22 protein-coding genes are annotated in these 24,219 nt (G+C 64.3%); 9 read left to right on the top strand and 13 right to left on the bottom strand.

Features of this window, described 5'->3' with window-relative positions:
• The first annotated feature begins 28 nt into the window (after window positions 1–28).
• Window positions 29–1,084, top strand: coding sequence for a PglL family O-oligosaccharyltransferase (locus tag ACYVHH_RS06590; RefSeq protein WP_460564338.1), 1,056 nt, complete (start codon window positions 29–31; stop codon window positions 1,082–1,084).
• A gap of 12 nt (window positions 1,085–1,096) precedes the next feature.
• On the opposite strand, the gene ACYVHH_RS06585 is transcribed toward ACYVHH_RS06590, so the two are convergent.
• Genes ACYVHH_RS06585 through ACYVHH_RS06575 form a run of 3 tightly spaced genes read right to left on the bottom strand, consistent with a single transcriptional unit; the run spans window position 1,097 to window position 3,844 of the window.
• Entirely contained in the window at window positions 1,097–2,833 is a 1,737-nt protein-coding gene (locus ACYVHH_RS06585) for a sensor histidine kinase (protein WP_460564332.1), read from the bottom strand.
• A complete protein-coding gene (locus tag ACYVHH_RS06580) occupies window positions 2,799–3,053 on the bottom strand; it encodes a PP0621 family protein (RefSeq protein WP_460564331.1) in 255 nt (84 codons plus the stop codon). The genes ACYVHH_RS06585 and ACYVHH_RS06580 overlap by 35 nt, the downstream gene beginning before the upstream one ends.
• The gene (locus tag ACYVHH_RS06575) at window positions 3,050–3,844 is read right to left on the bottom strand and encodes a cytochrome C assembly family protein (RefSeq protein ID WP_460564330.1); all 795 of its coding nucleotides are present in this window, start codon (window positions 3,842–3,844) and stop codon (window positions 3,050–3,052) included. The genes ACYVHH_RS06580 and ACYVHH_RS06575 overlap by 4 nt, the downstream gene beginning before the upstream one ends.
• A 57-nt stretch (window positions 3,845–3,901) precedes the next feature.
• On the opposite strand from ACYVHH_RS06575, the gene ffh reads away from it, so the two are divergent.
• The gene (gene ffh, locus ACYVHH_RS06570; RefSeq protein WP_460564329.1) at window positions 3,902–5,269 is read left to right on the top strand and encodes a signal recognition particle protein; all 1,368 of its coding nucleotides are present in this window, start codon (window positions 3,902–3,904) and stop codon (window positions 5,267–5,269) included.
• Window positions 5,270–5,288: 19 nt separating this feature from the next.
• Window positions 5,289–5,933 carry a hypothetical protein gene (locus tag ACYVHH_RS06565; RefSeq protein WP_460564328.1) on the top strand — a complete coding sequence of 215 codons (645 nt, stop codon included), beginning with the start codon at window positions 5,289–5,291 and terminating at the stop codon, window positions 5,931–5,933.
• 12 nt (window positions 5,934–5,945) lie between these two features.
• Here the strand turns inward: ACYVHH_RS06565 and ACYVHH_RS06560 are convergent, their stop codons facing one another.
• The 10 genes from ACYVHH_RS06560 to ACYVHH_RS06515 form a co-directional block, all read right to left on the bottom strand.
• Window positions 5,946–6,479: a GspH/FimT family pseudopilin gene (locus tag ACYVHH_RS06560; RefSeq protein ID WP_460564327.1), complete on the bottom strand. Its 534-nt coding sequence runs from the start codon at window positions 6,477–6,479 to the stop codon at window positions 5,946–5,948.
• A gap of 100 nt (window positions 6,480–6,579) precedes the next feature.
• The gene (gene miaB, locus ACYVHH_RS06555; protein ID WP_460564326.1) at window positions 6,580–7,929 is read right to left on the bottom strand and encodes a tRNA (N6-isopentenyl adenosine(37)-C2)-methylthiotransferase MiaB; all 1,350 of its coding nucleotides are present in this window, start codon (window positions 7,927–7,929) and stop codon (window positions 6,580–6,582) included.
• A gap of 59 nt (window positions 7,930–7,988) precedes the next feature.
• A complete protein-coding gene (locus ACYVHH_RS06550; protein ID WP_460564325.1) occupies window positions 7,989–9,089 on the bottom strand; it encodes a quaternary amine ABC transporter ATP-binding protein in 1,101 nt (366 codons plus the stop codon).
• Entirely contained in the window at window positions 9,082–9,969 is an 888-nt protein-coding gene (locus ACYVHH_RS06545) for an ABC transporter permease (RefSeq protein WP_460564324.1), read from the bottom strand. The genes ACYVHH_RS06550 and ACYVHH_RS06545 overlap by 8 nt, the downstream gene beginning before the upstream one ends.
• 5 nt (window positions 9,970–9,974) lie before the next feature.
• Window positions 9,975–11,018, bottom strand: a complete 1,044-nt coding sequence (locus tag ACYVHH_RS06540; protein ID WP_460564323.1) for an ABC transporter substrate-binding protein — start codon at window positions 11,016–11,018, stop codon at window positions 9,975–9,977.
• A 217-nt stretch (window positions 11,019–11,235) separates the two neighbouring features.
• Complete coding sequence (locus ACYVHH_RS06535) at window positions 11,236–11,844, bottom strand: CDP-alcohol phosphatidyltransferase family protein (RefSeq protein WP_460564322.1); 609 nt, start codon at window positions 11,842–11,844, stop codon at window positions 11,236–11,238.
• 3 nt (window positions 11,845–11,847) lie between these two features.
• Window positions 11,848–12,495, bottom strand: coding sequence for an ATP-binding cassette domain-containing protein (locus ACYVHH_RS06530; RefSeq protein WP_460564321.1), 648 nt, complete (start codon window positions 12,493–12,495; stop codon window positions 11,848–11,850).
• A complete protein-coding gene (locus ACYVHH_RS06525) occupies window positions 12,492–14,180 on the bottom strand; it encodes an ABC transporter permease family protein (RefSeq protein ID WP_460564320.1) in 1,689 nt (562 codons plus the stop codon). The genes ACYVHH_RS06530 and ACYVHH_RS06525 overlap by 4 nt, the downstream gene beginning before the upstream one ends.
• Complete coding sequence (locus tag ACYVHH_RS06520; RefSeq protein WP_460564319.1) at window positions 14,156–15,394, bottom strand: ABC transporter substrate-binding protein; 1,239 nt, start codon at window positions 15,392–15,394, stop codon at window positions 14,156–14,158. Before ACYVHH_RS06520 ends, ACYVHH_RS06525 begins: the two co-directional genes overlap by 25 nt.
• Window positions 15,395–15,423: 29 nt before the next feature.
• A complete protein-coding gene (locus ACYVHH_RS06515; protein WP_460564318.1) occupies window positions 15,424–16,923 on the bottom strand; it encodes a CYTH and CHAD domain-containing protein in 1,500 nt (499 codons plus the stop codon).
• 167 nt (window positions 16,924–17,090) lie between these two features.
• Here ACYVHH_RS06515 and argB point away from each other — a divergent pair, with 167 nt between their 5' ends.
• The 6 genes from argB to ACYVHH_RS06485 all read left to right on the top strand — a co-directional run bounded on the left by argB (window position 17,091) and on the right by ACYVHH_RS06485 (window position 24,213).
• Complete coding sequence (gene argB / locus ACYVHH_RS06510; protein ID WP_460564317.1) at window positions 17,091–17,993, top strand: acetylglutamate kinase; 903 nt, start codon at window positions 17,091–17,093, stop codon at window positions 17,991–17,993.
• 65 nt (window positions 17,994–18,058) lie between these two features.
• Window positions 18,059–18,691, top strand: coding sequence for a nucleoid occlusion factor SlmA (slmA, locus tag ACYVHH_RS06505; RefSeq protein ID WP_460564316.1), 633 nt, complete (start codon window positions 18,059–18,061; stop codon window positions 18,689–18,691).
• A 158-nt stretch (window positions 18,692–18,849) separates the two neighbouring features.
• Window positions 18,850–19,437: a TetR/AcrR family transcriptional regulator gene (locus tag ACYVHH_RS06500; RefSeq protein ID WP_460564337.1), complete on the top strand. Its 588-nt coding sequence runs from the start codon at window positions 18,850–18,852 to the stop codon at window positions 19,435–19,437.
• Between the two features lie 59 nt (window positions 19,438–19,496).
• Window positions 19,497–21,293, top strand: coding sequence for an acyl-CoA dehydrogenase C-terminal domain-containing protein (locus ACYVHH_RS06495; RefSeq protein ID WP_460564315.1), 1,797 nt, complete (start codon window positions 19,497–19,499; stop codon window positions 21,291–21,293).
• Window positions 21,294–21,324: 31 nt separating this feature from the next.
• Complete coding sequence (locus ACYVHH_RS06490; protein WP_460564314.1) at window positions 21,325–21,777, top strand: DUF2147 domain-containing protein; 453 nt, start codon at window positions 21,325–21,327, stop codon at window positions 21,775–21,777.
• Between the two features lie 33 nt (window positions 21,778–21,810).
• Window positions 21,811–24,213: a 3-hydroxyacyl-CoA dehydrogenase/enoyl-CoA hydratase family protein gene (locus ACYVHH_RS06485; protein ID WP_460564313.1), complete on the top strand. Its 2,403-nt coding sequence runs from the start codon at window positions 21,811–21,813 to the stop codon at window positions 24,211–24,213.
• Window positions 24,214–24,219 lie beyond the last annotated feature (6 nt).

Below are 24,219 nucleotides of genomic sequence, written 5' to 3'. Positions count from 1 at the left end.
TTCTGGGTATCCGTGATCACCCCGAAACATAAGCATTCATGCGGGCGTCAGGGGTTTTGCAGGAGCGACTATCTATTCGATTTTTCCAATTTTAATGCTTTTGATATTATATGCTTCTATGCCGGCGGTAATTGAGTGGATGGGTTGGTTCCCAGTTCAAGAGGCGCGTTCCATGGTGGCTGACGGGGCTAGGGCTAGGCTATGGAGTATGGTTGTAGAGGCCATCTCTCAGTCACCCTGGATTGGATATGGGTTTGGTGCAGTGGCTAATATCCATTTGAGATTTTCCCCTGAATATGGTGATTTCAGTTTTATGATTGCCCGTCATGCTCATAACTCAATACTTGATATGTTGGTTGTTTTTGGAATTCCAATTGGTATCTTGATTGTGGCTCCGGTGTGCTATTTGTTGATGAGAGCTTGGTCTTTGTGTGGCCGAGTTGACGAGAAATTTTTGTGGTTGATGGCGGCATCGATGGTTGTGCATGGCATGCTGGAGTTTCCGTTGCATTATGGATTTTTCTTGTGGTTGTTGTTTTTGATTTTTGGTGTTTTGGTTGGGCGAAAGGTGTATGTGATTGATTTTAGTTACTCGGGGGTTTATGCAATTGGATATCTTGCTATTTTTGGATTCTTTTCCTTCTCAATCTGGTCTTCGTATGTCCAGATGGAGCGGATTTTCACGTTACATCGACAACAGGGGCCGGATGTCGTAAATAGATTGCTTGTGGAGCAAGATTTCCCATTGAGGAAATCTTTGTTTGTCGAGCCATACGAGCGTTTGCAATGGGTTACAACGCCTCTGGATGAGATTTATTATCTTTCGGATGGGCGGTTGCGGGATTTGGAGAGGTATGCATCTTATTATCCTTTGCCCGCTTTGGTTTTTCGAATGGCGTTGGCACAAGCCGCGCGTGGTAACGCGGAGCAGGCTAGTTGGTGGGCCGAGCGCATGTGTCGCATGTTTGACCCGAGTGTGTGTGCGTCAGCCGCAGAAGAATGGAAACGCTTTGGCACCGAAAATCCGAACTGGCTGGCGTTGCCTTGGGACAAGTGGCTGTCGGCAAATGCCGTCGTGCAATGATTGACGGATGTCCTAGGCTTTGAACGTAACCACAAATGCGTTGCCCGGTGTTCTACCGCTGGACCTACGACGATAGTGCAGCGTGGCGCCGTAGCGCAGGCACAGTTCACGGCATATGTACAGACCCAAGCCGCTGGAGCGGCTGTGCGATGAGGCAAAGGGCTCGAACAGGTGTTCTTTCACCTGGGTAGAGAGTTCCGGGCCGTCGCTCCATACTTCAAGCGTGGCTGCGCCTTCCGCCGGGTTGGCGTGGGTGCGCAGTTGGATTGCGCCGAGCGCGTTGCTGGCATGGCGGTCGGCGTTGTCCAGCAGGTTGACCAGAACGCGCCGCAGGTGTTCTGCTTCGAAGGCCACCATGGTATGGGGTGTAGCTGGGGTGTAACGCAGCCGTTCCCCTTGCGGGCGCAGTTGTTGCCATTCACTCACGATCTGGGCAACGGCATGGTCCAGTGGTATGGGAACCAAGTGGGACACGTCTGCTTGCGAAGGTAAACGGACGACATCAAGTATGTCGTCCACCGTGCGCCCCAGGCGTTTCACGTTCTGGCCAATCATAGTGGTCAGGCGTTTGTGCGTGGGGTCGGTGGTGTCTTCGTCCAGCAGGTCGTTGGCTTGGGCAATGGCGGCCAGGGGGTTGCGTATCTCGTGCGCCACGGCGGCAGACACACGGCCCATGGCGGCGAGTTTTTCGGTTTGCACGCGGGCTTCCACGTCGCGCAGGTCTTCCAGGAACACGACGCAGGCGCGTGCGCCTGTGTCACCCATGGTGGGCCGGGCGCGTGCACGCAGTTTGCGTGTTCCCCCGCCTGGCGCGGGGACCACCAGTTCGCTGTCTTCGTCTTGCCCAAAGGCAAAGCAGCTTTGCACCCAGCCGTGCAGCAACGGCCAGCCGGGGGTGCGTGTCAAATCGCGCGGCGCGCCGCTGGCTTCGGTGGCACCCAGCATGAGTTGCGCGGCCGGGTTGGCGTGCCACACCACGCCAGCGGTGTCCAGCACCAGCACGCCTTCCTTCAGGCCGGTCACGATCAGCGCGTTCACATCGGTTTGCGTGCGGGCCAGCGCCTGGCTGCGCTGGGCCTGCACCTGTTCGCGCGCCAGCCGCATGGCCAGCTGGTGGGCCAGCCACGCCACCAGGAACAGGCCTGCGCCGGTGAGCGCGCTTTGCAGGAAACGGGTGGTGGCCAGGTCGGGGTTGTAAAGGGAAATGGACCAGGCGTCCCACAGCAACAGCAGAGTTGCGGCGGCGGCGCTGCCCAGTGCCAGCAGCAGGGGGCCCAGGATGGCCGCCAGCAGCACGGGCAGGGCGAACAGGGGGGTGTAGTTGATGTTGCCTTGCTGGAAGTACTGCAGCAGGGCAAACATAGCCAGGTCCATCCAGAGGGTCATGGCCCAGCGGGGGGACCATACCGAGTCGGACGAACGAGGCCGTGCCCAGCGCAGCACGGCAGCGGTGGCGGCCAGATAGAGCAGGCCAGGCCACAGCAGCCACGCTGGCCCGCCCCCCTGGGCCACGACGAAAAGCTGCAACGCCAGCAACACGCCAGCAATGAACACCCGCGCGCGCATCAGGTAGGTCCAGAGCCGGGCGGGTGAGCGCCAGGGGTCTGCGTCTGGCAAGGCTGCCGGGGCGCTGGCGGGTGGCACAAACCACGATGGCGCAAAGGCCGATTCGTCGGCCGTGGGCCAGACGCTGTCTTGCGGGTGGCCCGGGCGTTCAGCCTTCGGCGAGGCGCTGGTGTTCTTTTCCACAGTAGTAGCCCAGCAGGCCCTTGGTGGCTTCGGACTGCGGCAAGTGCACACCGCAGTGGCGGCAGGTCACCATCTGGTCGGGGCGGGCGGGCGGTGCGGGTGGCTGGCGCCGCCGGGCGGCTTCCTGTGCTTCGCGTGCGTCACGCGCTTCCTCCTGGCGGTTGTGACGCCAGATCCAGTAGGCCACCAGCACCACGGCAATGACGAGCAGGTACTTCATGCGCGGTGCAGCACCACTTCCAGCACGAAACGCGAGCCCACGTAGCCCAGCAGCAGCAAACCGGCCGCAGCGTAGAGCATGCGCACGGCCAGCTTGCCGCGCCAGCCCCACAGGCGCCGCCCCGCCAGCAGCACGCCCAGCGCCACCCACGAAAGCACGGTGAACACGGTTTTGTGCGTCCAGGCCCAGCCATGGGTGGGCAGGACGGTGCTGAAGTACCAGCCCGCCAGCAGCGTGAGCGTGAGCAGCACGAAGGCCGCACCCACAAAGCGGAAGGTCAACCGTTCCAGCGCCAGCAAGGGCAGCGCGTTGGTGGCGGTGTGGCCTTGCCGAATGAGCTGTTCGGTGCGCTGCATCATCCAGGCGTGCGCCACGGCCACGCCCAGCAGGCCGTAAGACGCAATGCCCAGCGCCCAGTGCAGCGGCAGCCAGTTGGAATGCAGTGTGGGGTACGTGGAGCCCGGGAAAACCAGTGCCAGCAGCACGGCGGGCACGCCCAGGCCCGCCAGCGTCCAGCGGGTGCCCAGCTGCGGGTACAGGCGGGTTTCAATGGAATACACGCTGAACACCAGCCAGGCCGTGACCGACAAGGTGGTGGCAAAACCAAAGCGCACGGGTTCCACACCCAGCAGCGACACCAGCGCCAGGCCGTGCAGCAACCACACCGCCGCCATGAGGGCGCTGATGGCCGTGCGCCCCAGTTTTTGCGACCAGCCCGCCAGCAGGGCGTAGCCAAGTGCCGCGCCCACGGAGGGCACGGCGGTCCACCAGGGGCTCGCGGATAAAATCATTCCCAGAGTTTAACGGCCAGCCGGGCCGATACACGCCCTTACACCACAAAGCACTGCATGGCCTCCGCCCTTACTGAAAAACTGTCACGCCTGGTCAAGGAAATGCGCGGCCAGGCGCGCATCACCGAAAGCAACGTCACCGACATGCTGCGCGAGGTGCGCCTGGCGCTGCTGGAGGCCGACGTGGCCTTGCCCGTGGTGCGCGACTTCATCGCCCGTGTGAAGGAAAAAGCGCTGGGCCAGGAGGTGGTGGGTTCCCTCACGCCGGGGCAGGCGCTGGTGGGCATCATCAACCGCGAACTGGCCGCCACCATGGGCGCCGGGGTGAGCGACATCAACCTGGCGGCTCAGCCCCCAGCCGTCATTTTGATGGCGGGTTTGCAAGGTGCCGGTAAAACCACCACCACCGCCAAGCTGGCCAAGCTGCTGATCGAAAAGCGCAAGAAGAAGGTGCTGACCGTGTCGGGCGACGTGTACCGCCCGGCCGCCATCGAGCAGCTCAAGACCGTGACCAAGCAGGCCGGGGCCGAGTGGTTCCCCAGCACGCCTGACCAGAAGCCTTTGGACATTGCCCACGCCGCGCTGGACTATGCCAAAAAGCACTACTTTGACGTGCTGCTGGTGGACACGGCGGGCCGCCTGGCCATTGACGAGGCCTTGATGGCCGAAATCAAGCAGCTGCATGCCGCGCTCAACCCGGTGGAAACGCTCTTCGTGGTGGACGCCATGCAGGGCCAGGACGCGGTGAACACCGCCAAGGCCTTTAAGGAGGCGCTGCCCCTCACCGGCATTGTGCTGACCAAGACGGACGGTGATTCGCGCGGTGGCGCGGCGCTGTCGGTGCGAGCCGTCACGGGTGCGCCCATCAAGTTTGCGGGCGTGAGCGAAAAGATCGACGGGCTGGAGGTGTTTGACGCCGAACGCCACGCCGGGCGCATTCTGGGCATGGGCGACATTGTGGCCCTGGTGGAGCAGGTGACCGCCGGTGTGGACCTGGCCCAGGCCCAGAAGCTGGCAGCCAAGGTGAAGAGCGGCGAAGGCTTCGACCTGGAGGACTTCCTGGAGCAGATCCGCCAGATGAAGAAGATGGGCGGGCTGTCCAGCCTGATGGACAAGCTGCCCACGCAGATGGCGGCCAAGGCCAGCGAAAGCGACCTGACCCGTGCCGAGAAGGACATCAAGCGCAAGGAAGGCATCATCTGCAGCATGACGCCGCAGGAGCGCCGCAAGCCCGAGATCATCAAGGCCACACGCAAGCGCCGCATTGCGGCCGGTGCGGGCGTGCACGTGCAAGAGGTGAACCGCCTGCTCAAGGAGTTTGAGCAGATGCAGGCCATGATGAAGAAGATGAAGGGCGGCGGCCTGATGAAGATGATGAAGCGCATGGGCGGCATGAAGGGCATGCCGAAACTGCCGGGCATGTAAAGAACCCTTGGGGCTGGCCATGGACGACGCGATGGTGTGGCTCACGGTGTTGGAGGCCGCCGCTGGCGCGTTGGCGCTGGCCGTTGCGCTGAGCCTGAGGCCCTGGCGCATGTTGAAGGGCAGCCTGCTGACTCCCACGCTGGCCGTGCTGGTGCTGTTGCCCTGGTTCTGGCTGCTGCCACAGAAGTTGCCGCAAGGCATGTCGGTGCAGCTGTCGGGCGCCAGTCTGCTGGTGTTGATGCTGGGCTGGCCCCTGGCGGTGCCCGTTCTGGGCCTGGTGGCGCTCGCGGTGTGGGCGGTGGGGCATGCAGATGCAGCGGCTGTGCTGTCGCAATGGGTGTGGGTGGGTCTGGCGCCGGCCACGCTTGCCTTGTTGCTGGGCGCCGGGCTGCGCCGCTGGTTGCCGCCCAACCCCTTCATCTACACCCTGGGGCGTGGTTTTCTGGGAACCGCCGTGGTGGTGTTTCTTTCGGGCACGGTGTATGAACTGATCCACCACCTGGTGGATGGCGTGCCTTTGCTGGAGGCGCTGGTGGCCCGCTGGCTCATGGCCTGGGGCGACGCCTTCTTGACGGGGCTCGTGGTGGCCGTGTTTGTGGCGTTTGCCCCCCAGTGGCTGGCCACTTGGTCGGACGAAAGGTACTTGAAGCCGCCTGGCAAATGATTCTTTCTGCCGTCAGCAATTCGGGTACCCGCTGACGTGACTGTCTCCGGCGGGGGAGCACATGCGGATGCGGCCCAGCCCGCTGACCACCACCCTTAGCGACTTGCCGTTGCGGCCCGTGAGCTGCACGTTGCCGGCCGTGACCGTGCCCCGGCGCGGGTTGAAGGTGAAGCGTTTGTTCGATACGTTCGCCACCAGGCCCATGCCTGGGAAGGGGGACTGGTCCGCTGTGCGTTCAATGCCATCCATCACGCACGAACCGGCCTCGCTGCAGTCGCAGTTTGCTTCCAGAGTGAACCCGTAGCACCAGGCCGCGTCGCCTTCCTGGAAGCTGACGGTCAGGGACTCGCTCTTCTTGATGGATTCTGATTGCGCCCAGCGCAGATCCATCAGCACAGATTCGGCGGCACCCTTGAGTCTGAGGGTTTCTCGGATGCCATTGAAGGCTGGTATGGCAACACTGGCGACGATGGCCAGAATGGATACGGCGACCAAGGCCTCGATCAGCGTCAAGCCTTGGCAATGCCGTTCGCGTGAATGGTTCACGGCGGCGTCCTCCCTGCATTGTTATGCAGGGAGTTTTATCACATACAAAATATCACAAGTGTGAAATATGCGTGTGAGGGCCGCGTGTGAGTGTGGGGCCTCAGGCCTGGACGGTGTCGCGCACCAGCACCTCGCCGCGCAGCGAATGCGGCAGCGCCTGTGTGATGCGCACGTCGATCATCTGACCCGCCAGGCGCGCGCTTTGCGGGCCGCCGTCGAAGTTGACGATGCGGTTGCATTCGGTGCGGCCCATGAGTTCCTGCGGGTTTTTACGGGACGGCCCGGTGACCAGGATGCGTTGCACCGTGCCGACCCGGCTGGCGCTGATGCGCTGTACGTTTTCTTCAATGGTGGCCTGCAGGTGCTGCAGTCGCTTGAGCTTGACCTCGTGCGGCGTGTCGTCGTGCAGGTTGGCGGCCGGGGTGCCGGGGCGCGGGCTGAAGATGAAGCTGAAGGATGTGTCGTAGCCCACGTCGGTGATGAGCTTCATCATCTTCTGGAAGTCGTCTTCCGTCTCGCCGGGGAAGCCGACGATGAAGTCGCTGCTCATGGACAGGTCGGGCCGGATGGCGCGCAGCTTGCGGATGGTGCTCTTGTATTCCATCGCGGTGTAGCCGCGCTTCATGGCCATGAGGATCTTGTCGCTGCCGTGCTGTACGGGCAGGTGCAGGTGGCTCACCAGCTTCGGAATCCTGGCGTAGGCCTCGATCAGCCGGGGCGTGAATTCGTTGGGGTGGCTGGTGGTGTAGCGGATGCGCTCAATGCCAGGGATGTCGGCCACGTATTCCAGTAGCAGGGCAAAGTCGGCGATCTCGCTGGTGTCACCCATCTTGCCGCGGTAGGCGTTGACGTTCTGGCCCAGCAGCGTGACTTCCTTGACGCCCTGGTCGGCCAGGCCAGCCACTTCCACCAGCACCTCTTCAAACGGGCGGCTGAATTCCTCGCCACGGGTGTAGGGCACCACGCAGTAGCTGCAGTACTTGCTGCAGCCTTCCATGATGGACACGAACGCGCTGGCGCCTTCCACCTTGGCGGGGGGCAGGTGGTCGAACTTCTCGATCTCGGGGAAGCTGATGTCCACCTGCGGGCGGGCCTTGGCCTGGCGGGCTTCCAGCAGTTCGGGCAGGCGGTGCAGGGTCTGCGGGCCGAAGACCACGTCCACGTATGGCGCGCGTTTGATGATTTCTTCGCCTTCCTGGCTGGCCACGCAACCGCCCACGCCAATGAGCACGCCTTTTTGTTTCAGGTGTTTGATGCGGCCCAGGTCGCTGAAGACCTTTTCCTGGGCCTTTTCGCGCACGGAGCAGGTGTTGAAGAGGATCAGGTCGGCCTCTTCAACATCTTGCGTGGGCTCGTATCCCTGGGCGGCGCCCAGCACGTCTGCCATCTTGTCCGAGTCGTACTCGTTCATCTGGCAGCCGAAGGTTTTGATGAAGACTTTTTTGCTCATGGTGTGCAGCGGTTCGTGGTGTTGATCCAGAGGCTGGCGAAGGTGAAAAGCCTTCCATTTTACTGGGTGGCGTCTCCCGTGCGTGGTGGCACCATGGCGGCGATGACGTCGGTCATGGTGAGTGTGCCCAGGTGCCGGCCCTTGCTGTTGACCACGTTCGCGGCCTCTTTGCCCTCGGCGCTGAGCAGGCGTGCCGCCTCTTCCACGACGAGACCTGCGTCCACCACCGGCCCCTCGACGGGCAGGCCGGGCTGCATCAGCGTGCGGCAACGGATCACCCGGCCACGGTTCACGTCGCGCACGAAGCTGGCGATGTAGTCGTCGGCCGGGTGCAGCACGATCTGCTGGCCGGTGCCCTGTTGCACCACCTCACCGTCACGCAGGATGGCAATGCGGTCGCCCAGGCGCAGCGCTTCGTCCAGGTCGTGGGTGATGAAGACGATGGTCTTGCCGATTTCCTGCTGCAAGTCCAGCAGAACGCTCTGCATGTCGCTGCGGATGAGGGGGTCCAGCGCCGAGAAGGCCTCGTCCATGAGCAGGATGGGGGCGTCATTGGTGAGGGCGCGGGCCAGGCCGACCCGTTGCTGCATGCCGCCGGATAGCTGGTTGGGGTAGTGGTCTTCGTACCCCTTGAGGCCGACGCGCTCGATCCAGCGCATGGCCGACTCGCGCCGCTGCTTGCGCGGCACCCCTTGGACCTGCAAACCGTACTTGGTGTTCTCCAGAACGGTGCAATGCGGGAAGAGGGCGAACTTCTGGAAGACCATGGCGGTCTGCTCGCGGCGAAAGCGCAGCAACTCGCCCTGGCTCATCTTCACCACATCGTGCTGCGCCCCTGGCGGGCCCACCAGCACTTCGCCAGCCGTGGGGTCGATGAGGCGGTTGATGTGGCGGATGAGTGTGCTTTTGCCCGAGCCCGACAGCCCCATGACCACCTGGATGCCCCCGGCGGGCATGTCGATATTGATATCGCGCAGACCCAGGACGTGGCCGTGCACGTCGCGCAGCTCCTGCTTGCTCATGCCCTGGCGCACGGGCTCCAGGAACTTGTCTGGCGCCGGGCCGAATATCTTGTACAGGTGGCGGATGTTGATGTCCGTGGCGTTGGCCGCCTCTTCGGTGACCACGAGCCCGGGTGCTTGAACCAAAGCTTCAGCCATGTTGTACCTCCATGTGTTTCTGCAGTCGTTTGCCATAGGCCTGCGACACCCTGTCAAAGACGATGGCGATGCCGACAATGGCCAGGCCGTTGAGCAGGCCCATGGTGAAGTACTGGTTGGTGATGGCTTTGAGGACCGGTTGACCCAGGCCCTGCACGCCGATCATGGAGGCGATGACCACCATGGACAGCGACAGCATGATGGTCTGGTTGACTCCGGCCATGATGGTGGGCAGCGCCAGCGGCAGCTGCACGTTGTGCATCTTCTGCCAGCCCGAGGAACCGAAGGCGTCGGCGGCTTCCAGCAGGTCCTTGTCCACCAGCCGTATGCCCAGGTTGGTGAAACGGATCACGGGCGGTATGGCATAGATGACCACCGCGATCAGGCCGGGCACGCGTCCGATGCCCAGCAGCATCACCACCGGGATGAGGTAGACGAAGCTGGGCATGGTCTGCATCACGTCAAGCACAGGGCTCACGGCGCGCTGCAGCCTGTCTGAGCGGCTCATGGCGATGCCGATGGGCAGGCCCAGCGCCAGCGCCACGACCGTGCAGACGAAGATCATGGAGATCGTCCGCATGGTGTCGGTCCACATGCCGAAGTAGCCGATGAGCAGCAAGGTCACGACCGTGCCCGCAACGATCTTCCACGACCGTGATGCCACCCAGGCGAGTGCCGCGATGCCCCCGAGTACGAGCGGCCAGGGCGACTGGGTGAGCAATCGCTCAGACAGCAGCAGGAACTCGCGTAGCGGGTCGAACAGCTCTTCAAGCGTCTGCCCGTGTTCACGGGTGAAGGCCCGGAACGCGCCATCGATGCCGCGCCGCAGGGCGCTGAGCGCCTCTGTCCCCAGGGCGGGAAAGTCGTGCAGCCAGTTCATGGCAATCACAGTGCGGCCTTGATCTTTTCAGCCGCCGCAGGCGTGACCCACCGGCTCCAGATGCTTTCGTTGTGCTTCAGAAAATGGCGCGCGCCATCGTCTCCACTGGCCTGGTTGTCGCTCATCCAGGCGAGCAGTGTGTTGACGGTGTCGTTGTTCCAGCTGCGCTGGGTGAGGTAGTCGTATGCGGGGCCGCCTTCGTTCTTGAAGCGGTCGGTCACTACAGTGAGCACCTCGGCGCGTGCCCAGTCGGTCTTGACGGGGTTGTCGCATTCGGTCTTGGAGTTGCAGCTTTCAAAGGCGTCCTTGTCGTGCGGCACGCCAGCGTCCAGTTTCACCATCTCGTACTTGCCCAGGATCGACGTGGGAGCCCAGTAGTAGCCCAGCCAGCCTTGCTTGCGTTCGTAGGCCTTGGCGATGGAGCCGTCCAGCCCTGCGGCGGAGCCTGTGTCCACAAGCTCGAAGCCCTTCTGTGCCGCATTCCACGCTTTGAAGGCGTTGCCGGTGGTGATCTGGCAATTCCAGCCGGAAGGACAGTTGTGGACCGCGCCTTTGCCCTTGGCTTCCGGCGCGGGGAAAAGCTCCGGGTGATTCAGCGCGTCGTCAATGGTCTTGATGTCGGGGTGCGCATCTGCGATGTATTTGGGAATCCACCAGCCTTCGACGCCGCCATCTTCCAGCGCCCGGGCGGCGTAGTGCAGGCGGCCCTCCCGCACGGCGGCATCAAGGGGTTGGCGGATGGCATTGATCCACGCCTCGGGGGCGACATCCGGCTGGCTCTTTTCGATCATCGACGTCAGGGTGGGCATGGTGTCGCCTGGGACGACCTCGACCTCACAGCCATAACCCTGGGTGAGGATGATGTTGTCGATGCTGGCCAGGACTTCGGCAGATTGCCAGTTCATGCTGGCCACCGTGACCTTTCCGCATTCCTGGGCGGTTTCGGCCGTGGCGCTGGCCGGTGCATCGTCTTTCTTGCCGCAGGCGGCAAGTGCCAACGCTGCTGCAACGGCTGTGGTCAGGGTGAGGCGGGTGGTTGCGGTTTTCATGATCGTCCTCCAGAAGGCGTTGTGGTGAACCGCTGGCGCGGGGCACCAGGGGTGGCGAGTGACGCACCCAAAAGCCTGAGGCAAGAACGACGAAGGCCGCTCATCCAACAGGTCGTTGGGTGGAGCTGAGCCTTCAGAATATAACTTTTTATCTAATCCTCACCGAAATAGTGAGATTTTTATATATTGATACAGGTTCGACTGACGAGAAGCGGGCTCACTTGAAGAAGTGCCAGCCCCACCACAAGCGGGTGGCGGTGGTCAGGCCGCAGGCGGCGGCAAAGCCGTAGGCCAGCCACGGAAAGAGCGTGGGCCACAAGCACATGGCAGCAAAAACGGCGAGCGTTTCGGTGCCCTCCGTCAGGCCGCCTAGGAAATAGAGGGACTTGTTGGGGTAGGCCGCACTGCTGTGCATGCCCCGTTTGGCAGCCAAGGTGGCAAAGGCCAGAAAGCTGGTGCTGGTGCCAATGAATGCGGCAAGCAACACGGCCGCCGCCAGCGCGTTGTCGGCGGGCCGTGCAATGGCGAACGCCAGGGGAACGCTGGCATAGAACAGAAAGTCCAGCGCGATGTCGAGAAAGCCGCCCCGGTCGGTTGGGCTGGTGAGCCTGGCGACCGCGCCATCCAGGCCGTCGCAGACACGTGACAGCAACACCAGCAGCAGGCCGCCGAGGTAGTTCTCGAATGCGATCAGGGCCGCCGCGCACATGCCAAGCACGAACCCGGTGAGCGTGAGGGTGTCGGCGCGTATGCCCAGGCGCACGCAGGCTCTGGCGAGCCGGTGGAGTGTCGGGCTGAGCAATCGGGTGGCGGCGCGGTCCAGCATGGTTCAGTTGACCGAAGGTAGGCGGGTGACACGGGTGGGGTCGGCGATGTCGGCCTCGTCGTGGGTGACCAGCAGGCCGGGTATGCCGCGCTCCCGCAGGGTGGAGAACACCAGCTCGCGCATGCGCTGGCGCAGCGGCGCGTCCAGACGCGAGAATGGTTCGTCCAGCAACAAGGCGCGGGGTCTGGCCAGCAATGCCCGGGCCAGTGCCGCGCGGGCGCGTTCACCGCCAGACAACACATCAGGGAAGGTATGGGCGTGTTGCTCAAGGCCCATGTCCCGCAGGGCCTTGTCCACGGCGGCCTGGCGGTCTGCACGGTTGCCTGCGGGCGTGCCGAAGAGCAGGTTGTCATGCACGTTCATGTGGGGGAACAGCAGCGCATCCTGAAACAGCAGGCCGACGCGGCGCCTTTCGGTGCGCAGGTGGTCAATGCGCTGCCCGTCAAGCCACACCTGGCACACGGCGTGCAGGTTGGCGGGCAAGGTTCCCGCCACGGCCGCCAGAAGGCTGGATTTGCCGCAGCCACTGGGGCCCATGAGGGTATGGACTGCGCCATCCGGTATTTCAAGGGTCAGCTCACCGGTCAGTTCCCGCCTGGCGCCGGCTTTGCCGAGCACCTGCAGGGAGCGCATTTCAAGTCGAAGGGTCATTTGGCAGACTTGTGTTGCAGGGCGGGCAGACGCGCCGCCAGGAAGAAGACCAGCATGGGCAGCAGCCATTGCAGGCTGGCATGTGCGGCGGCAAGGCTGCGGTGGCCGCCCGTGACCAGGGCCACGGCTTCGGTGGTGACGGTGGGCGTGCGACCACCCCCGACGTAAAGCGTTGGCAGGTATTGGGCAACGCTCACGGCAAAGCCGACGGCGAAGGCACTGGCCAGTGCCGCCAGGAGCATGGGCCATTTCACCTGCACAAGGAAGCGCCAGTGCGGCTGGCCCAGGCTGGCGCACAGCTGCGCGTAACGGGCGTCAAAGCCGTGGTAAGCCGGTGTCAGGGCCACCAGCGTGTACGGAAGCACCATCAGGGTGTGCGCCAGCCAGACGCCGTGCAGGCTCAAGTCCCAGCCCAGATCCAGGCTGAGCCGGTGCAGACCGACGGCCCACAAGACGGCGGGCAGCGCCAGGCCCAGCAGCATGCCCTGGCGCACGCCTGCGCGCAGCCAGGCCCACCGGGCAGGCAGGGCGGGCGCCAGTTCCAGCCACGCCATGGCCCAGACCAGCGCCGTGGCGCTGCTCGCCACACCCAGCGCCACCGTGGTCAGGACCGTGCCGCTGCTCTGTGCCACCGACGCCCAGGCCCCCAGATTTGCTTGCCGGGGCAGGGCTTCCGGGAACGGCCAGTAGCCTGTGAAGCTGCCTGCCACCAGCACGGCGCCGATGCAGGCGTACAGTGCCAGCAGCGTTCCCCAGGACGCAAAAGCGTGGGTAGGGGCGCGCGCTTCCTGGGTTTGGCGTGCGGCAGGGCCGCGCGTCAGCCACCGCCGCCAGGCCTCTTGCAGCGCAGGCCATTTCAGCAGCAGCAACCAAGTCAGTGCCAGGCTGGCAACAATGGCCGCCAGCAGCCATGCCGCTGCCGCGCCTTGCGCTTGCGTGGCGGGGGACGGGTCCTGCAGCCATTGCCACGTCAGCGTTGCCAGCGTGGGCGGGTGGGTGGGGCCAATGACCAGGGCCACGTCCACCACCGTGAGGCCGTAGGCCAGCACTGCAAGCAGCGGGCCGCGCCAGCCACGCCAGACCAGTGGCGCGACGACACGCCACCAGGCGCTGCCAGCGCTGTGCCCCAGGCTGCAGGCGATCTGCCAGTGCTGTTGCCATTGTGCTGCCTGACCGGCCCGGTGCAGCTGGGTTGCACCGACCCAGAGCAGGAACGGCACCTCCTTGGCGACGAGCACGGCCACCAGCCCCAAGCCCCAAGGGTCGTTTGTGGTGCTCCAGGCGGGCGGTTCCGTCAAGCCCGTGGCCCAAGGGGAAAACAGCCTGAGCAACCACCCGCTGGGCGAGACCAGCAGAACCATGCCGATGGCGAAAGCGGCATGAGGGACGGCGAGCAGCGCGGGAAGTCTGGCGCTCCAACGCTGCCAGCCCGTGCCCGGGAACACTTGCCGCAGTAAAAAGAGTGCAAGCAGGCTGGCCAGCGCGGTGCTGGCCACTCCGATCCACAGGGTAAGAAGGAGAGCCTCAGGCAACTGGGGGTCTTGCCGTAGAGCATGCCAGCCGTCTGCGCCGGCCGCTGCGGCCAGTGCGCCCGCCAGCGACCAGCCCAGGGGCAGCAACACGCAGGCTGCGCAGATGCCAGCCCAGGTGGCGGGAAGTTTCAGCGCCCGTAGCGCCGCAGCCATTCCCGCTCCAGCGGTTCAACCCAGCTGCCATGGGGTTCGCGCCAGGCCGGTACAGCCTGCTCCACTTGCCCCGGCGAGGGGCGGGCAGCGAAGCGGGCCTTGTCGGCGGCGGGCAGCCGTTGCACATCAAGCACTGTGGGGTCGCCCCACACACCGATGTCGGCCTTGCGCGCCTGGGCCTCCGGTGAGAGCAGGAAGTTGATGAACACCTGCGCGCCCGCCGTGGCGGAACTGTTGAAGGGGATGGCGATGAAATGGGTGTTGCCAACCGACCCTGCCTGGGGTTGCCAGCTCACCACACTGGAGGGCAGGCGGCCAGCCGCAATTTCGTTGGCTGCTTCGTTGGGGTTGAAGGTCAGCGCGAGCAGCAGTTCGCCGTCTGCCATCATCTGGCGGATGGCCGATGCATTCTGCGGGAACTGCCGCCCAGCTCTCCACAGGTGCGGGTGCAGTGCGTCCAGGTAGGCCCAGAGCGCCGCAGTGGCCCGCTCGAACGCCTCGGGGGTGTAGGGGCGGTAGGTGGCGTCGTGGCCGGGCAGGGATTCAAGCCACGCCTGCTTGAGAAACGTGGTGCCGTGGAAATCGGGCGGGCGCGGGTAGGCGACACGGCCCGGGTGGGCACGGCTGAAGGCCAGCAGCTCGGCCATGCTGCGCGGAAGTTGCCCAACGCGCTTGCTGTCGGCAAACCAGGTGAACTGCGCCATGCCCCAAGGCGCCTCCATGCCGTCCACGGGTTCCGAAAAATCGATGCGCGTTGTGGGTTTGCCTTGTGTGTCCACCCAGCGGTAGTTGGGCAGGGTTTCGGCGAAGGGGCCATGGAGCAGCCCTTCGCGCTTCATCGCGAGGAAGTTCTCTCCGTTGATCCACACCGCGTCCACCGAACCGCCGTTGGCACGCCCAGCCTGTTTTTCACCGCGAACACGGCGCACCACATCAGCCGCGTCGGCCACCTTGACGTGCTGAACCGTCACTCCATGGCGGCGCTGCACTTCCTGTGCCGCCCATTGGATGTAGGCGTTGATGCGTTCGCTGCCTGCCCAGGCGTTGAAGTAGACCGTCTGGCCTCGGGCCTGCGCCTCTGTGGTTGGCCAGTCGCTGGCCTGGGGGGCGGACTGTGCCAGCACCACCCAAGGGGTGGCTGCCAGTCCGCCAGCTGCCAGCAGCAAGCTGCGGCGCCGTAACGGGGTGGTGGTGCGATGGAAGGGCGCGCTCATGCTGTCGATGATAGCGACGCGATGCCCCATCAATGGGCGGCAGGGTTGGCTCGCCCGGCAGCCACGCCCTGCAGGAATGCGATGAGTGTGTTGTCTGCCGCCAGGCCCTGCAAGAGCACCACGGCCTGTTGCAGGTCGCGTTCTGCGCCTATGCTCAGTTGCGCGTCGGACGCCTCACGCAGCCAGTGCCTGGCTTTGCCTCGGGGCAGCAGGCCCTGCAGCGCTTCGATGCTGTAACGGGTGCGTTTGGCCAGGAGCCGGGCGTCGTGTCCAAGCGCATCGCTGGCGCCGTGCTGGCGGGCCGCATCCAGCGCATGTTTGAGCCGCCGTTGCAGCTTGTCCATGCGCTCGCGTGCCCAGTCTGGCCGGGCTTTTGCGCTTGTTCGTCTGTCTGGCGTCTTTTCGCCCTTCAAGGCGTGCAGCCAGCGGGTCAGGGCCAGCAGGGCCAGACCCGTGGCGGGCGTTGCCAGTGCCCGGCGCGCCGCTTCGCGTTCCCCGGCACAGGCCTGGTCAAGCTGGGCCAAGCAGGTCTGGACAAGCTCTTGCCTTGCGGAATCGCCGTCCGCAAAGCTGGGCGCCCAGCTGGGCAAGGTTTCCGTGCGAGCCACATCCCGGTCTCGCAGGCGCCCCAGCGTGGTCAGAAGCGAGGCCAGACCGGAGCGGTCCGGCGTTGGCGGCAGCCAGGGGCGGAACAGCCGCGAGGCGCTGCGCCAGCGGCGCCAGGCGACCCGGGCCTGGTGCACCAGTTCCGGGGCATCGCTGTGAAGCAGGCCAGACAGGTTGCGAGTGAACTGTTCCAGCATTTCGCCCATCGTCAGGCGCGCGGCATCGACTGGCTGGATGCCGCCACTCAGCTGGCCAGGGCGCGCACGTGCGGGGGCGTGCTGGCTGCCAGCGGCCAGCGCGTACCCCCGTTCCGCCTTGCTGATGTCGCAGGGCAGGACCGCTACGTTGCGCGCCAGCGATTCGGCCAGATCGAACAGGGCATCCGGCTGGCCGGCCAGGAGTTCCAGTTCAAGTTCCAGCAGGGGCTCAGTGCGCCCGCCTGCCACGATTTCGCCCACGTCAAGCGCTACCTCCATGGCGGTGCCATCGCGGCGGCGTACGAGCCAGGTGGTGCGGTGGCAGCGGGTCTCGAAGCACGGGCTCAGCGCTGCAAGCAGTGAATGCTCGTCGCCCATGGCGGCCAGTGGCGTGGCAGCCAGCGCCTGAAAGTCCAGTGCCTTGCCTGTTACGGCCGTCTCCCATTCGCCGCGTTGGCTCAGCCCGCCCTGGGACACCCCGGCCGTCTTGAAGGTCTGCAACCACTGCCCACGCTGGGCTGCCCCAGGCTTTTGGGCGACGTGGCGCAGGCGCAGTGCGCAGCGTTGCTGGCGCAGGGTTTGCTGGGGGGTGTCGAAATAGACGTTGGTCAGCCACTGTTCCTGTCTTGGGCGCCGGGCCAGGCTGGGGTGGCGGGTCAGTGTCTGGACGATGGTTCTGGCATCTGCACCGGGCAGCAGCAGCTTGAGTTCGATTTCCGAAGGCATGGGAATGGGGTTGTTTGCAATCGGCTGGATTCCGCTTCGTGACGGGTGGCCAGAGTGTCGCATGCCCTGGGGCCGCGTTGCCACCATGGCCCAGCAGCGGGATCGCCTACAAGGAGGGGATTTCCGGCACAATTTGCAGGATCTGAAAACGCAAGCGATTCCACACCATGACGCACACCGCCCGCGACATCTCGCACATCCAGCCCCGCGACAAAGCCGAGATCCTGGCCCAGGCGCTGCCCTACATCCGCAAGTTCCATGGCAAGACCATGGTCATCAAGTACGGTGGCAACGCCATGACCGACCCCGAGCTGCAGGCCGCCTTCGCCGAAGACGTGGTGCTGCTCAAGCTGGTGGGCATCAACCCCGTGGTGGTGCACGGTGGCGGCCCACAGATCGAGGGTTTGCTCAAGCGCCTGGGCAAGAAGGGCGAGTTCGTCCAGGGCATGCGCGTGACCGACGCCGAAACCATGGAGGTGGTGGAGTGGGTGCTGGCCGGTGAGGTGCAGCAGGACATCGTGGGTCTCATCAACCGTGCGGGCGGAAAGGCCGTGGGCCTGACGGGACGCGACGGCGCCATGATCCACGCCCGCAAGCTGCGCATGGTGGACCAGTCAGACCCCAGCAAGGAGCACGACGTGGGCCAGGTCGGCGACATCGTCGGCATCGACCCCAGCGTGGTCAAATCCTTGCAGGACGACCAGTTCATCCCGGTGGTCAGCCCCATCGGGTTCGGCGAACACAACGAGAGCTACAACATCAACGCCGACGTGGTGGCCGCCAAGCTGGCCACCGTGCTGCAGGCCGAGAAGCTTCTGATGCTCACCAACATCCCGGGTGTGCTGGACAAGGACGGCAAGCTGCTGACCGAACTCACCATGAAGCGCATTGACGAGTTGGTGGCCGATGGCACGATCAGTGGCGGGATGATCCCCAAGATCGCCGGTGCGCTGGACGCAGCCAAGAGCGGTGTGAACGCCGTGCACATCATTGATGGCCGTGTGCCGCATGCCATGCTGCTGGAGATTCTGAGTGACCAGGCCTATGGCACGATGATCCGCTCGCACTGAGCGAAGAGCGGCAGAGGGGCCTGGCAGGCGCGGGTGGGCGCCGGACCGACAGGAGGAGGTGGAAGATGAACGATTCCCAGATGGCGGTGGCCGAGAGCCCGGCCGCCCTTCCTGACGAGGCGGCTGCGCCCGCACGGCGAGTGCGTCCCAAGCCCGGAGAGCGCCGTCTGCAGATACTGCAGGCTCTGGCCGAGATGCTGCAGCAGCCGGGTGGCGAGCGCGTCACCACGGCGGCCCTGGCCGCGCGTCTGGCGGTAAGCGAGGCTGCCCTCTACCGGCACTTCGCCAGCAAAGCCCAGATGTTCGAGGGCTTGATCGACTTCATCGAGCAGAGCGTGTTCGGGCTGATCCAGCAGATTGACGAACGCGAACCCACGCCCTGGCGTCAGGTGCGCCTGGTGATAGCCATGGTCTTGCAGTTTGCCGAGCGCAACCCGGGCATGGCCCGTGTCATGGCGGGTGACGCGCTGGTGCAGGAGAACGAGCGCCTGCAGGCGCGCATGAACCTGCTTTTCGACAAGCTGGAGTCCGCCTTCAAGCAGCGCCTGCGCGAGGCTGACCGGGTAGATGCCGTGGCGTTGGGGGCCGTGCTTACCGCGTTTGTCATGGGCCGTTTGCAGCGCTACGCCCGCAGCGGTTTTAAGCGAAGCCCAACGGAACAGCTGGACGCCTGTCTGCTGGCGCTGTTGCCCGACTGATCTGATTTTTTGAAAAAGATGTGCTCAGGTACTTGACGGAGACATGTTCGTCCATAAAATAGCACGACCGTTCGTTTTATTTTCTGGAAAACATGACCAACGTCCGCCGACTCCGCTCTGCCGATACGGCCGGGGCCACCCAGGCCTCAGGCAAACCCATGCACAAGGGGCAGCAGACCAAGGCTGCCATCGTTGACGCGGCCCTTGCCCTGGCGTCTCAAGTGGGCCTTGAAGGCTTGAGTATCGGGGCAATTGCCGAAATCATGCAAATGAGCAAGTCGGGCGTGTTCGCCCACTTCGGTTCCCGCGAGGAATTGCAGATTTCGGTGGTCAACGAATACCACCAGCGATTCGAGCGCGACGTGTTCATGCCCGCGCTCCAGCAGCCACGCGGTCTGCCGCGCCTGCGTACCCTGTTCGACAACTGGATGCGCCAGACCTCCACCGAGATCGATTCGGGCTGCATCTACATCAGTGGCGCGGTCGAATTCGACGACCGGCCGGGCCCGGTGCGCGACGTGCTCGTTTCCACCGTCAACACCTGGCAGGCGGCCATGCACCGCGCGGTGGAGCAGTCCGTCGCGGAAGGCCACCTGCATGCCGACGCCGACGCCGGCCAGATCGCCTTCGAGATTCATGGACTGATCCTGGCGCTGCACTACGAGGCGCGCTTCCTGCGCAATCCGCAGGGCCTGCAGCGCGCGCGCCAGGGCTTCGACAACATCATCGCCCGCAACGCTCCCTGAGCGTTTCGGCTCACCGTTTCCCCGTTTTTCCATTCCATTTCTGCCTTCAGGAGACAGCCATGCCCAGCTACAACCCGCCCCTGCGCGACATGCAATTCGTGCTGCACGAAGTGTTCAACGTTGTTGACGAACTCAAGGTCTGCCCGCCCCACGCCGAGGTGGACGCCGACACCATCAACGCCGTGCTGGAAGAGGGCGGCAAGTTTGCAGCCGAAGTGGCTTTCCCGCTGAACCTGAGCGGCGATGAAGAGGGTTGCGTACTCGACAAGACCACCCACGAGGTGAAGGCCCCCAAGGGTTTCAAGGAAGCCTACAAACAGTACGTGGAAGGTGGCTGGCCCGCGCTGAGCTGCGACCCCGAATATGGCGGCCAGGGTCTGCCCTTTGTGGTCAATGGCTGCTTTTACGAAATGCTCAACAGCGCCAACCAGGCCTGGACCATGTACCCCGGTCTGAGCCACGGTGCCTACGAGTGCCTGCACGCGCACGGTACGCCCGAGCAGAAGTCCGTCTACCTGCCCAAGATGACCAGCGGCGAGTGGACTGGCACCATGTGCCTGACCGAACCCCATTGCGGCACGGACCTGGGCCTGCTGCGCACCAAGGCCGAACCGCAGGCCGATGGCACCTACCGCATCACCGGCCAGAAGATCTTCATCAGCGCCGGTGAGCACGACCTGGCCGAGAACATCGTGCACCTGGTGCTTGCCCGCCTGCCCGACGCGCCGCAGGGCAGCAAGGGCATCAGCCTGTTCCTGGTGCCCAAGTTCCACGTCAACCCAGACGGTTCGCTGGGCGACCGCAACGCCATTTACTGCGGCGGCCTGGAGCACAAGATGGGCATTCACGGCAACGCCACCGCGCAGATGATTCTGGATGGCGCCGTGGGCACCATGGTGGGCCAGCCCAACAAGGGCTTGCAGGCCATGTTCGTGATGATGAACGCCGCCCGCCTGGGCGTGGGCAACCAGTCGGTGGGCCTGACCGAGGTGGCCTTCCAGAACGCGCTGGCCTATGCCAAAGACCGCATCCAGATGCGTTCGCTGTCTGGCCCCAAGGCCAAGGACAAGCCGGCCGACCCCATCATCGTGCACCCCGACGTGCGCAAGATGCTGCTGACGGCCAAGGCCTATGCCGAAGGCGGCCGTGCGCTGCTGACCTTCTGCGCCCTGCAACTGGACAAGGAACTGCACCACCCCGACGAAAAAGTGCGCAAGGACAGCGCCGAGCTGCTCGCGCTGCTCACCCCCATCGCCAAGGCCTTCCTCACTGACAACGGCTTTGACGCCACGGTGATGTGCCAGCAGGTCTTTGGCGGCCACGGCTACATCAAGGAATGGGGCATGGAACAGTACGTGCGCGATGCCCGCATCAACATGATCTACGAAGGCACGAACACCGTGCAGAGCCTGGACCTGCTGGGCCGCAAGGTGCTGGCCAACAACGGCGCCACGCTCAAGAAGTTCGCCAAGCTGGTGGGTGCGCTGGTGATGGAAGAGGGCGTCAACGAGAAGATGGCCGAGTTCATCAACCCGCTGGCCAACCTGGGTGAGCAGATGACCAAGTTCACCACCGAAATCGGCTTCAAGGGCTTCCAGAACCCCGACGAAGTGGGCGCTGCCGCCGTGGACTACCTGCGCGTGGCAGGCCACCTGGTGTTCGGTTACTTCTTCGCACGCATGGCGTCGGTGGCGCTCAAACAGATCGGCGCAGGCAGCACCGACCCGTTCTACACCGCCAAGCTGCAGACTGCGCGTTTCTACTTCGCCAAGCTCTTCCCAGAGACGGCCACCCTCATGCGCACCGCCCGTGCTGGCAGCCGCGCACTGATGGACACCGACGCCGCGCTGGCCTGATCAAGCGACTCACACACAGGAGACACGAGCCATGACAAAGCACTTCCGCCGCCACGCCTTGATCACGACACTGGCCTTGACCGCCCTGGCTTCCCAGGCGCTGGCGCAGAGCACGCCTGTGGGCCGCTGGCACAGCATCGATGACGACACCAAGGAGGTCAAGAGCGAGATCGTCATCACCGACAACGGTGGTGTGTTGACGGGGCGCATCGAGAAGCTGCTGCGCAAGGGCGCTGACCAGACGCGCCGCTGCACCGAATGCACCGACGACCGCAAGGACCAGCCCTTGATCGGCCTGGAGATCATCCGTGGCGCCAAGAAGGTGGATGGCAAGGATGTGTGGGAAGGCGGCCAGATTCTCGACCCCGAGAACGGCAAGTCCTACAACCTGCGCATGACACCGGTCGAAGGCGGCAAAAAGCTCGATGTCCGTGGTTCCGTGCTGTTCATTGGCCGTACCCAGACCTGGGTGCGCGTGCAATAAGCGCGCTGGCCACCCACAACCCAAGGAAAACCCATGTCCCGTTTCACCGTGAAACAAGTCGCCGTGCTGGGCGCTGGCGTGATGGGGGCGCAGATTGCCGCGCACCTCGTCAACTGCAAGGTGCCCGTCATTCTGTTCGACCTGCCCGACAGCAAGTCAAATGACAAGAACGGCATCGTCACCAGGGCTGTCGCCAACCTCAAGAAGCTCAAGCCCAGCCCCCTGGGCGTGGCCGATGATGCCGATCTGATCCAGGCTGCCAACTACGAAGAGCACCTGGAGCTGCTGCGCGGCTGTGATCTGGTCATCGAGGCCATTGCCGAGCGCATGGACTGGAAGCGTGACTTGTACGCCAAGATCGCCCCGTTCGTGGCCGACAACGCGCTGCTGGCCTCCAACACCTCGGGTTTGTCCATCGGTGCGCTGTCCGAGGCCCTGCCCGAAGCGCTGCGCCCGCGTTTCTGCGGCATCCATTTCTTCAACCCGCCGCGCTACATGCCGCTGGTGGAGTTGATCGCCACACCGTCCACCCAGCCGCATGTGCTGGACCAGCTTGAGGCTTTCGTCACCACCGGCCTGGGCAAGAGTGTGGTGCGCGCCAAGGACACGCCCAACTTCGTGGCCAACCGCATCGGCATTGCGGGCATGCTGTCCACCATGAAAGAGGCCGAACGCTTTGGCCTGACCTTCGACGTGGTGGACGACCTGACAGGCAAGCGCCTGGGCCGCGCCAGCAGCGGTACCTTCCGTACGGCCGACGTGGTGGGCCTGGACACCATGGCCCACGTCATCAAGACGCTGCAGGACACGCTGAGCGCCGAGACCGACCCCTTCTATGGCAGCTTTGGCACTCCCGAAGTGCTCAAGACCCTGATCGAACTGGGCAACCTGGGCCAGAAGACCAAGGCCGGCTTCTTCAAGAAGGTGGGGCGCGACATCATGCGCTTCGAGCTGGAGAGCAAGGACTACGTACCCGCAGGCCAGAAGGCCGACGAGGTGTACGGCCGCATGCTCAAGAAGCCCGCCGCCGAGCGCCTGAAGCTGCTGCGCAACGCAGAAGGGCCTCAGGGCCAGTTCCTGTGGGCCATTCTGCGCAACGGTTTCCACTATGCCACCGTGCACCTGTCCAACATTGCCGACACCGCGCGTGACGTGGACCAGGCCATGCGCTGGGGCTTTGGCATGCAGCAGGGCCCCTTCGAACTTTGGCAGGAAGCAGGCTGGCTGGAAGTGGCCAAGATGATCCAGGAGGACATCGATGCGGGCAAGGCGCTGTGCAACGCGCCCCTGCCCGAGTGGGTGTTCAAGGGCCCCGTGGCCGAGCGTGGTGGAGTGCACCAGCCGGAAGGCTCCTGGAACCCCACGACCGGCCAGTTCCAGCCCAAGCGCGACTTGCTGGTGTACCAGCGCCAGATCTTCCGCGAGCAACTGCTGGGTGAAAACGCCCCTGTGTTCGAGACCGCAGGCAAGACCCTGCACGAAGACGCCGACATCCGCCTGTGGACGCTGGACGATGAAGTGCTGATTGCTAGCATCAAGAGCAAGATGCACGCGATCGGCCCCGGCGTGACCGAAGGCCTGAGCCGCGCCGTTGACCTGGCCGAGGCGCAGTACCAGGGGCTGGTGGTGTGGTCTGGCGATGAGCCCTTCAGCGTGGGTGCCGACCTTCAGGCCGTGATGCCCGCGTTCATCGCGGCAGGTGTTGCTGCCATTGAGGACGTGGAAGCCGAGATGCAGCGCGTGATGCTCAAGCTGCGTTACGCCCAGGTTCCCACCGTGGCCGCCGTGCGTGGCATGGCGCTGGGCGGCGGCTGCGAGCTGGCCGTGCATTGCGCCCGCCGTGTGGCCCACATGGAAAGCTATATCGGCCTGGTGGAAGTGGGCGTGGGCCTGGTGCCGGGTGCGGGCGGCCTCACCTACATCGCCCGCCGCGCGGCCGAAAACGCCAAGACGTCCAACGGCAACGACCTGCTGCCCTTCCTGACCGAAGGCTTCAAGGCCGCCGCCATGGCCACCGTGGGCACCAGCGCGCTGGAAAGCCGCAAGCTGGGCTACCTGCTGGACAGTGACATCGTCGTGCCCCACAAAGATGAGTTGCTCTACGTGGCCATTGCAGAAGCCAAGGCCATGGCCAACGGCGGCTACCGTCCGCCGCTCAAGCGCCTGTTCCCTGCGGCAGGCCGGTCGGCCAAGGCCACCATCCTGGGGTCGCTTGTGAACATGCGCGATGGTGGCTACGTCAGCCAGCACGACTTCCACATCGCTGGCCTGATTGCCAACGTGCTGACTGGCGGTGACGTCGAAGCCGGCACCCTGGTGAGCGAGGAATACCTCATGAAGCTGGAGCGTCAGGCCTTCTGCAGCCTGATCGTGCACCCCAAGACGCAAGCGCGCATCCTGGGCATGCTGTCCACCGGCAAGCCCCTGCGCAACTGAAGCGGA

Source organism: Hydrogenophaga aquatica, assembly GCF_054780915.1.
Note: the sequence above shows the minus strand (reverse complement) of the source record. Positions and strands in the feature narration are given on the sequence as shown.

Bases quoted from the DNA above. Each gene is read 5' to 3' on its own strand.
- ACYVHH_RS06580 (WP_460564331.1), bottom strand. From the start codon at position 3,053: ATGAAGTACCTGCTCGTCATTGCCGTGGTGCTGGTGGCCTACTGGATC.
- ACYVHH_RS06575 (WP_460564330.1), bottom strand. From the start codon at position 3,844: ATGATTTTATCCGCGAGCCCCTGGTGGACCGCCGTGCCCTCCGTGGGC.
- ffh (WP_460564329.1), top strand. From the start codon at position 3,902: ATGGCCTCCGCCCTTACTGAAAAACTGTCACGCCTGGTCAAGGAAATG.
- ACYVHH_RS06565 (WP_460564328.1), top strand. From the start codon at position 5,289: ATGGACGACGCGATGGTGTGGCTCACGGTGTTGGAGGCCGCCGCTGGC.
- miaB (WP_460564326.1), bottom strand. From the start codon at position 7,929: ATGAGCAAAAAAGTCTTCATCAAAACCTTCGGCTGCCAGATGAACGAG.
- ACYVHH_RS06550 (WP_460564325.1), bottom strand. From the start codon at position 9,089: ATGGCTGAAGCTTTGGTTCAAGCACCCGGGCTCGTGGTCACCGAAGAG.
- ACYVHH_RS06545 (WP_460564324.1), bottom strand. From the start codon at position 9,969: ATGAACTGGCTGCACGACTTTCCCGCCCTGGGGACAGAGGCGCTCAGC.
- ACYVHH_RS06540 (WP_460564323.1), bottom strand. From the start codon at position 11,018: ATGAAAACCGCAACCACCCGCCTCACCCTGACCACAGCCGTTGCAGCA.
- ACYVHH_RS06535 (WP_460564322.1), bottom strand. From the start codon at position 11,844: ATGCTGGACCGCGCCGCCACCCGATTGCTCAGCCCGACACTCCACCGG.
- ACYVHH_RS06530 (WP_460564321.1), bottom strand. From the start codon at position 12,495: ATGACCCTTCGACTTGAAATGCGCTCCCTGCAGGTGCTCGGCAAAGCC.
- ACYVHH_RS06525 (WP_460564320.1), bottom strand. From the start codon at position 14,180: ATGGCTGCGGCGCTACGGGCGCTGAAACTTCCCGCCACCTGGGCTGGC.
- ACYVHH_RS06520 (WP_460564319.1), bottom strand. From the start codon at position 15,394: ATGAGCGCGCCCTTCCATCGCACCACCACCCCGTTACGGCGCCGCAGC.
- ACYVHH_RS06515 (WP_460564318.1), bottom strand. From the start codon at position 16,923: ATGCCTTCGGAAATCGAACTCAAGCTGCTGCTGCCCGGTGCAGATGCC.
- argB (WP_460564317.1), top strand. From the start codon at position 17,091: ATGACGCACACCGCCCGCGACATCTCGCACATCCAGCCCCGCGACAAA.
- slmA (WP_460564316.1), top strand. From the start codon at position 18,059: ATGAACGATTCCCAGATGGCGGTGGCCGAGAGCCCGGCCGCCCTTCCT.
- ACYVHH_RS06500 (WP_460564337.1), top strand. From the start codon at position 18,850: ATGCACAAGGGGCAGCAGACCAAGGCTGCCATCGTTGACGCGGCCCTT.
- ACYVHH_RS06495 (WP_460564315.1), top strand. From the start codon at position 19,497: ATGCCCAGCTACAACCCGCCCCTGCGCGACATGCAATTCGTGCTGCAC.
- ACYVHH_RS06490 (WP_460564314.1), top strand. From the start codon at position 21,325: ATGACAAAGCACTTCCGCCGCCACGCCTTGATCACGACACTGGCCTTG.
- ACYVHH_RS06485 (WP_460564313.1), top strand. From the start codon at position 21,811: ATGTCCCGTTTCACCGTGAAACAAGTCGCCGTGCTGGGCGCTGGCGTG.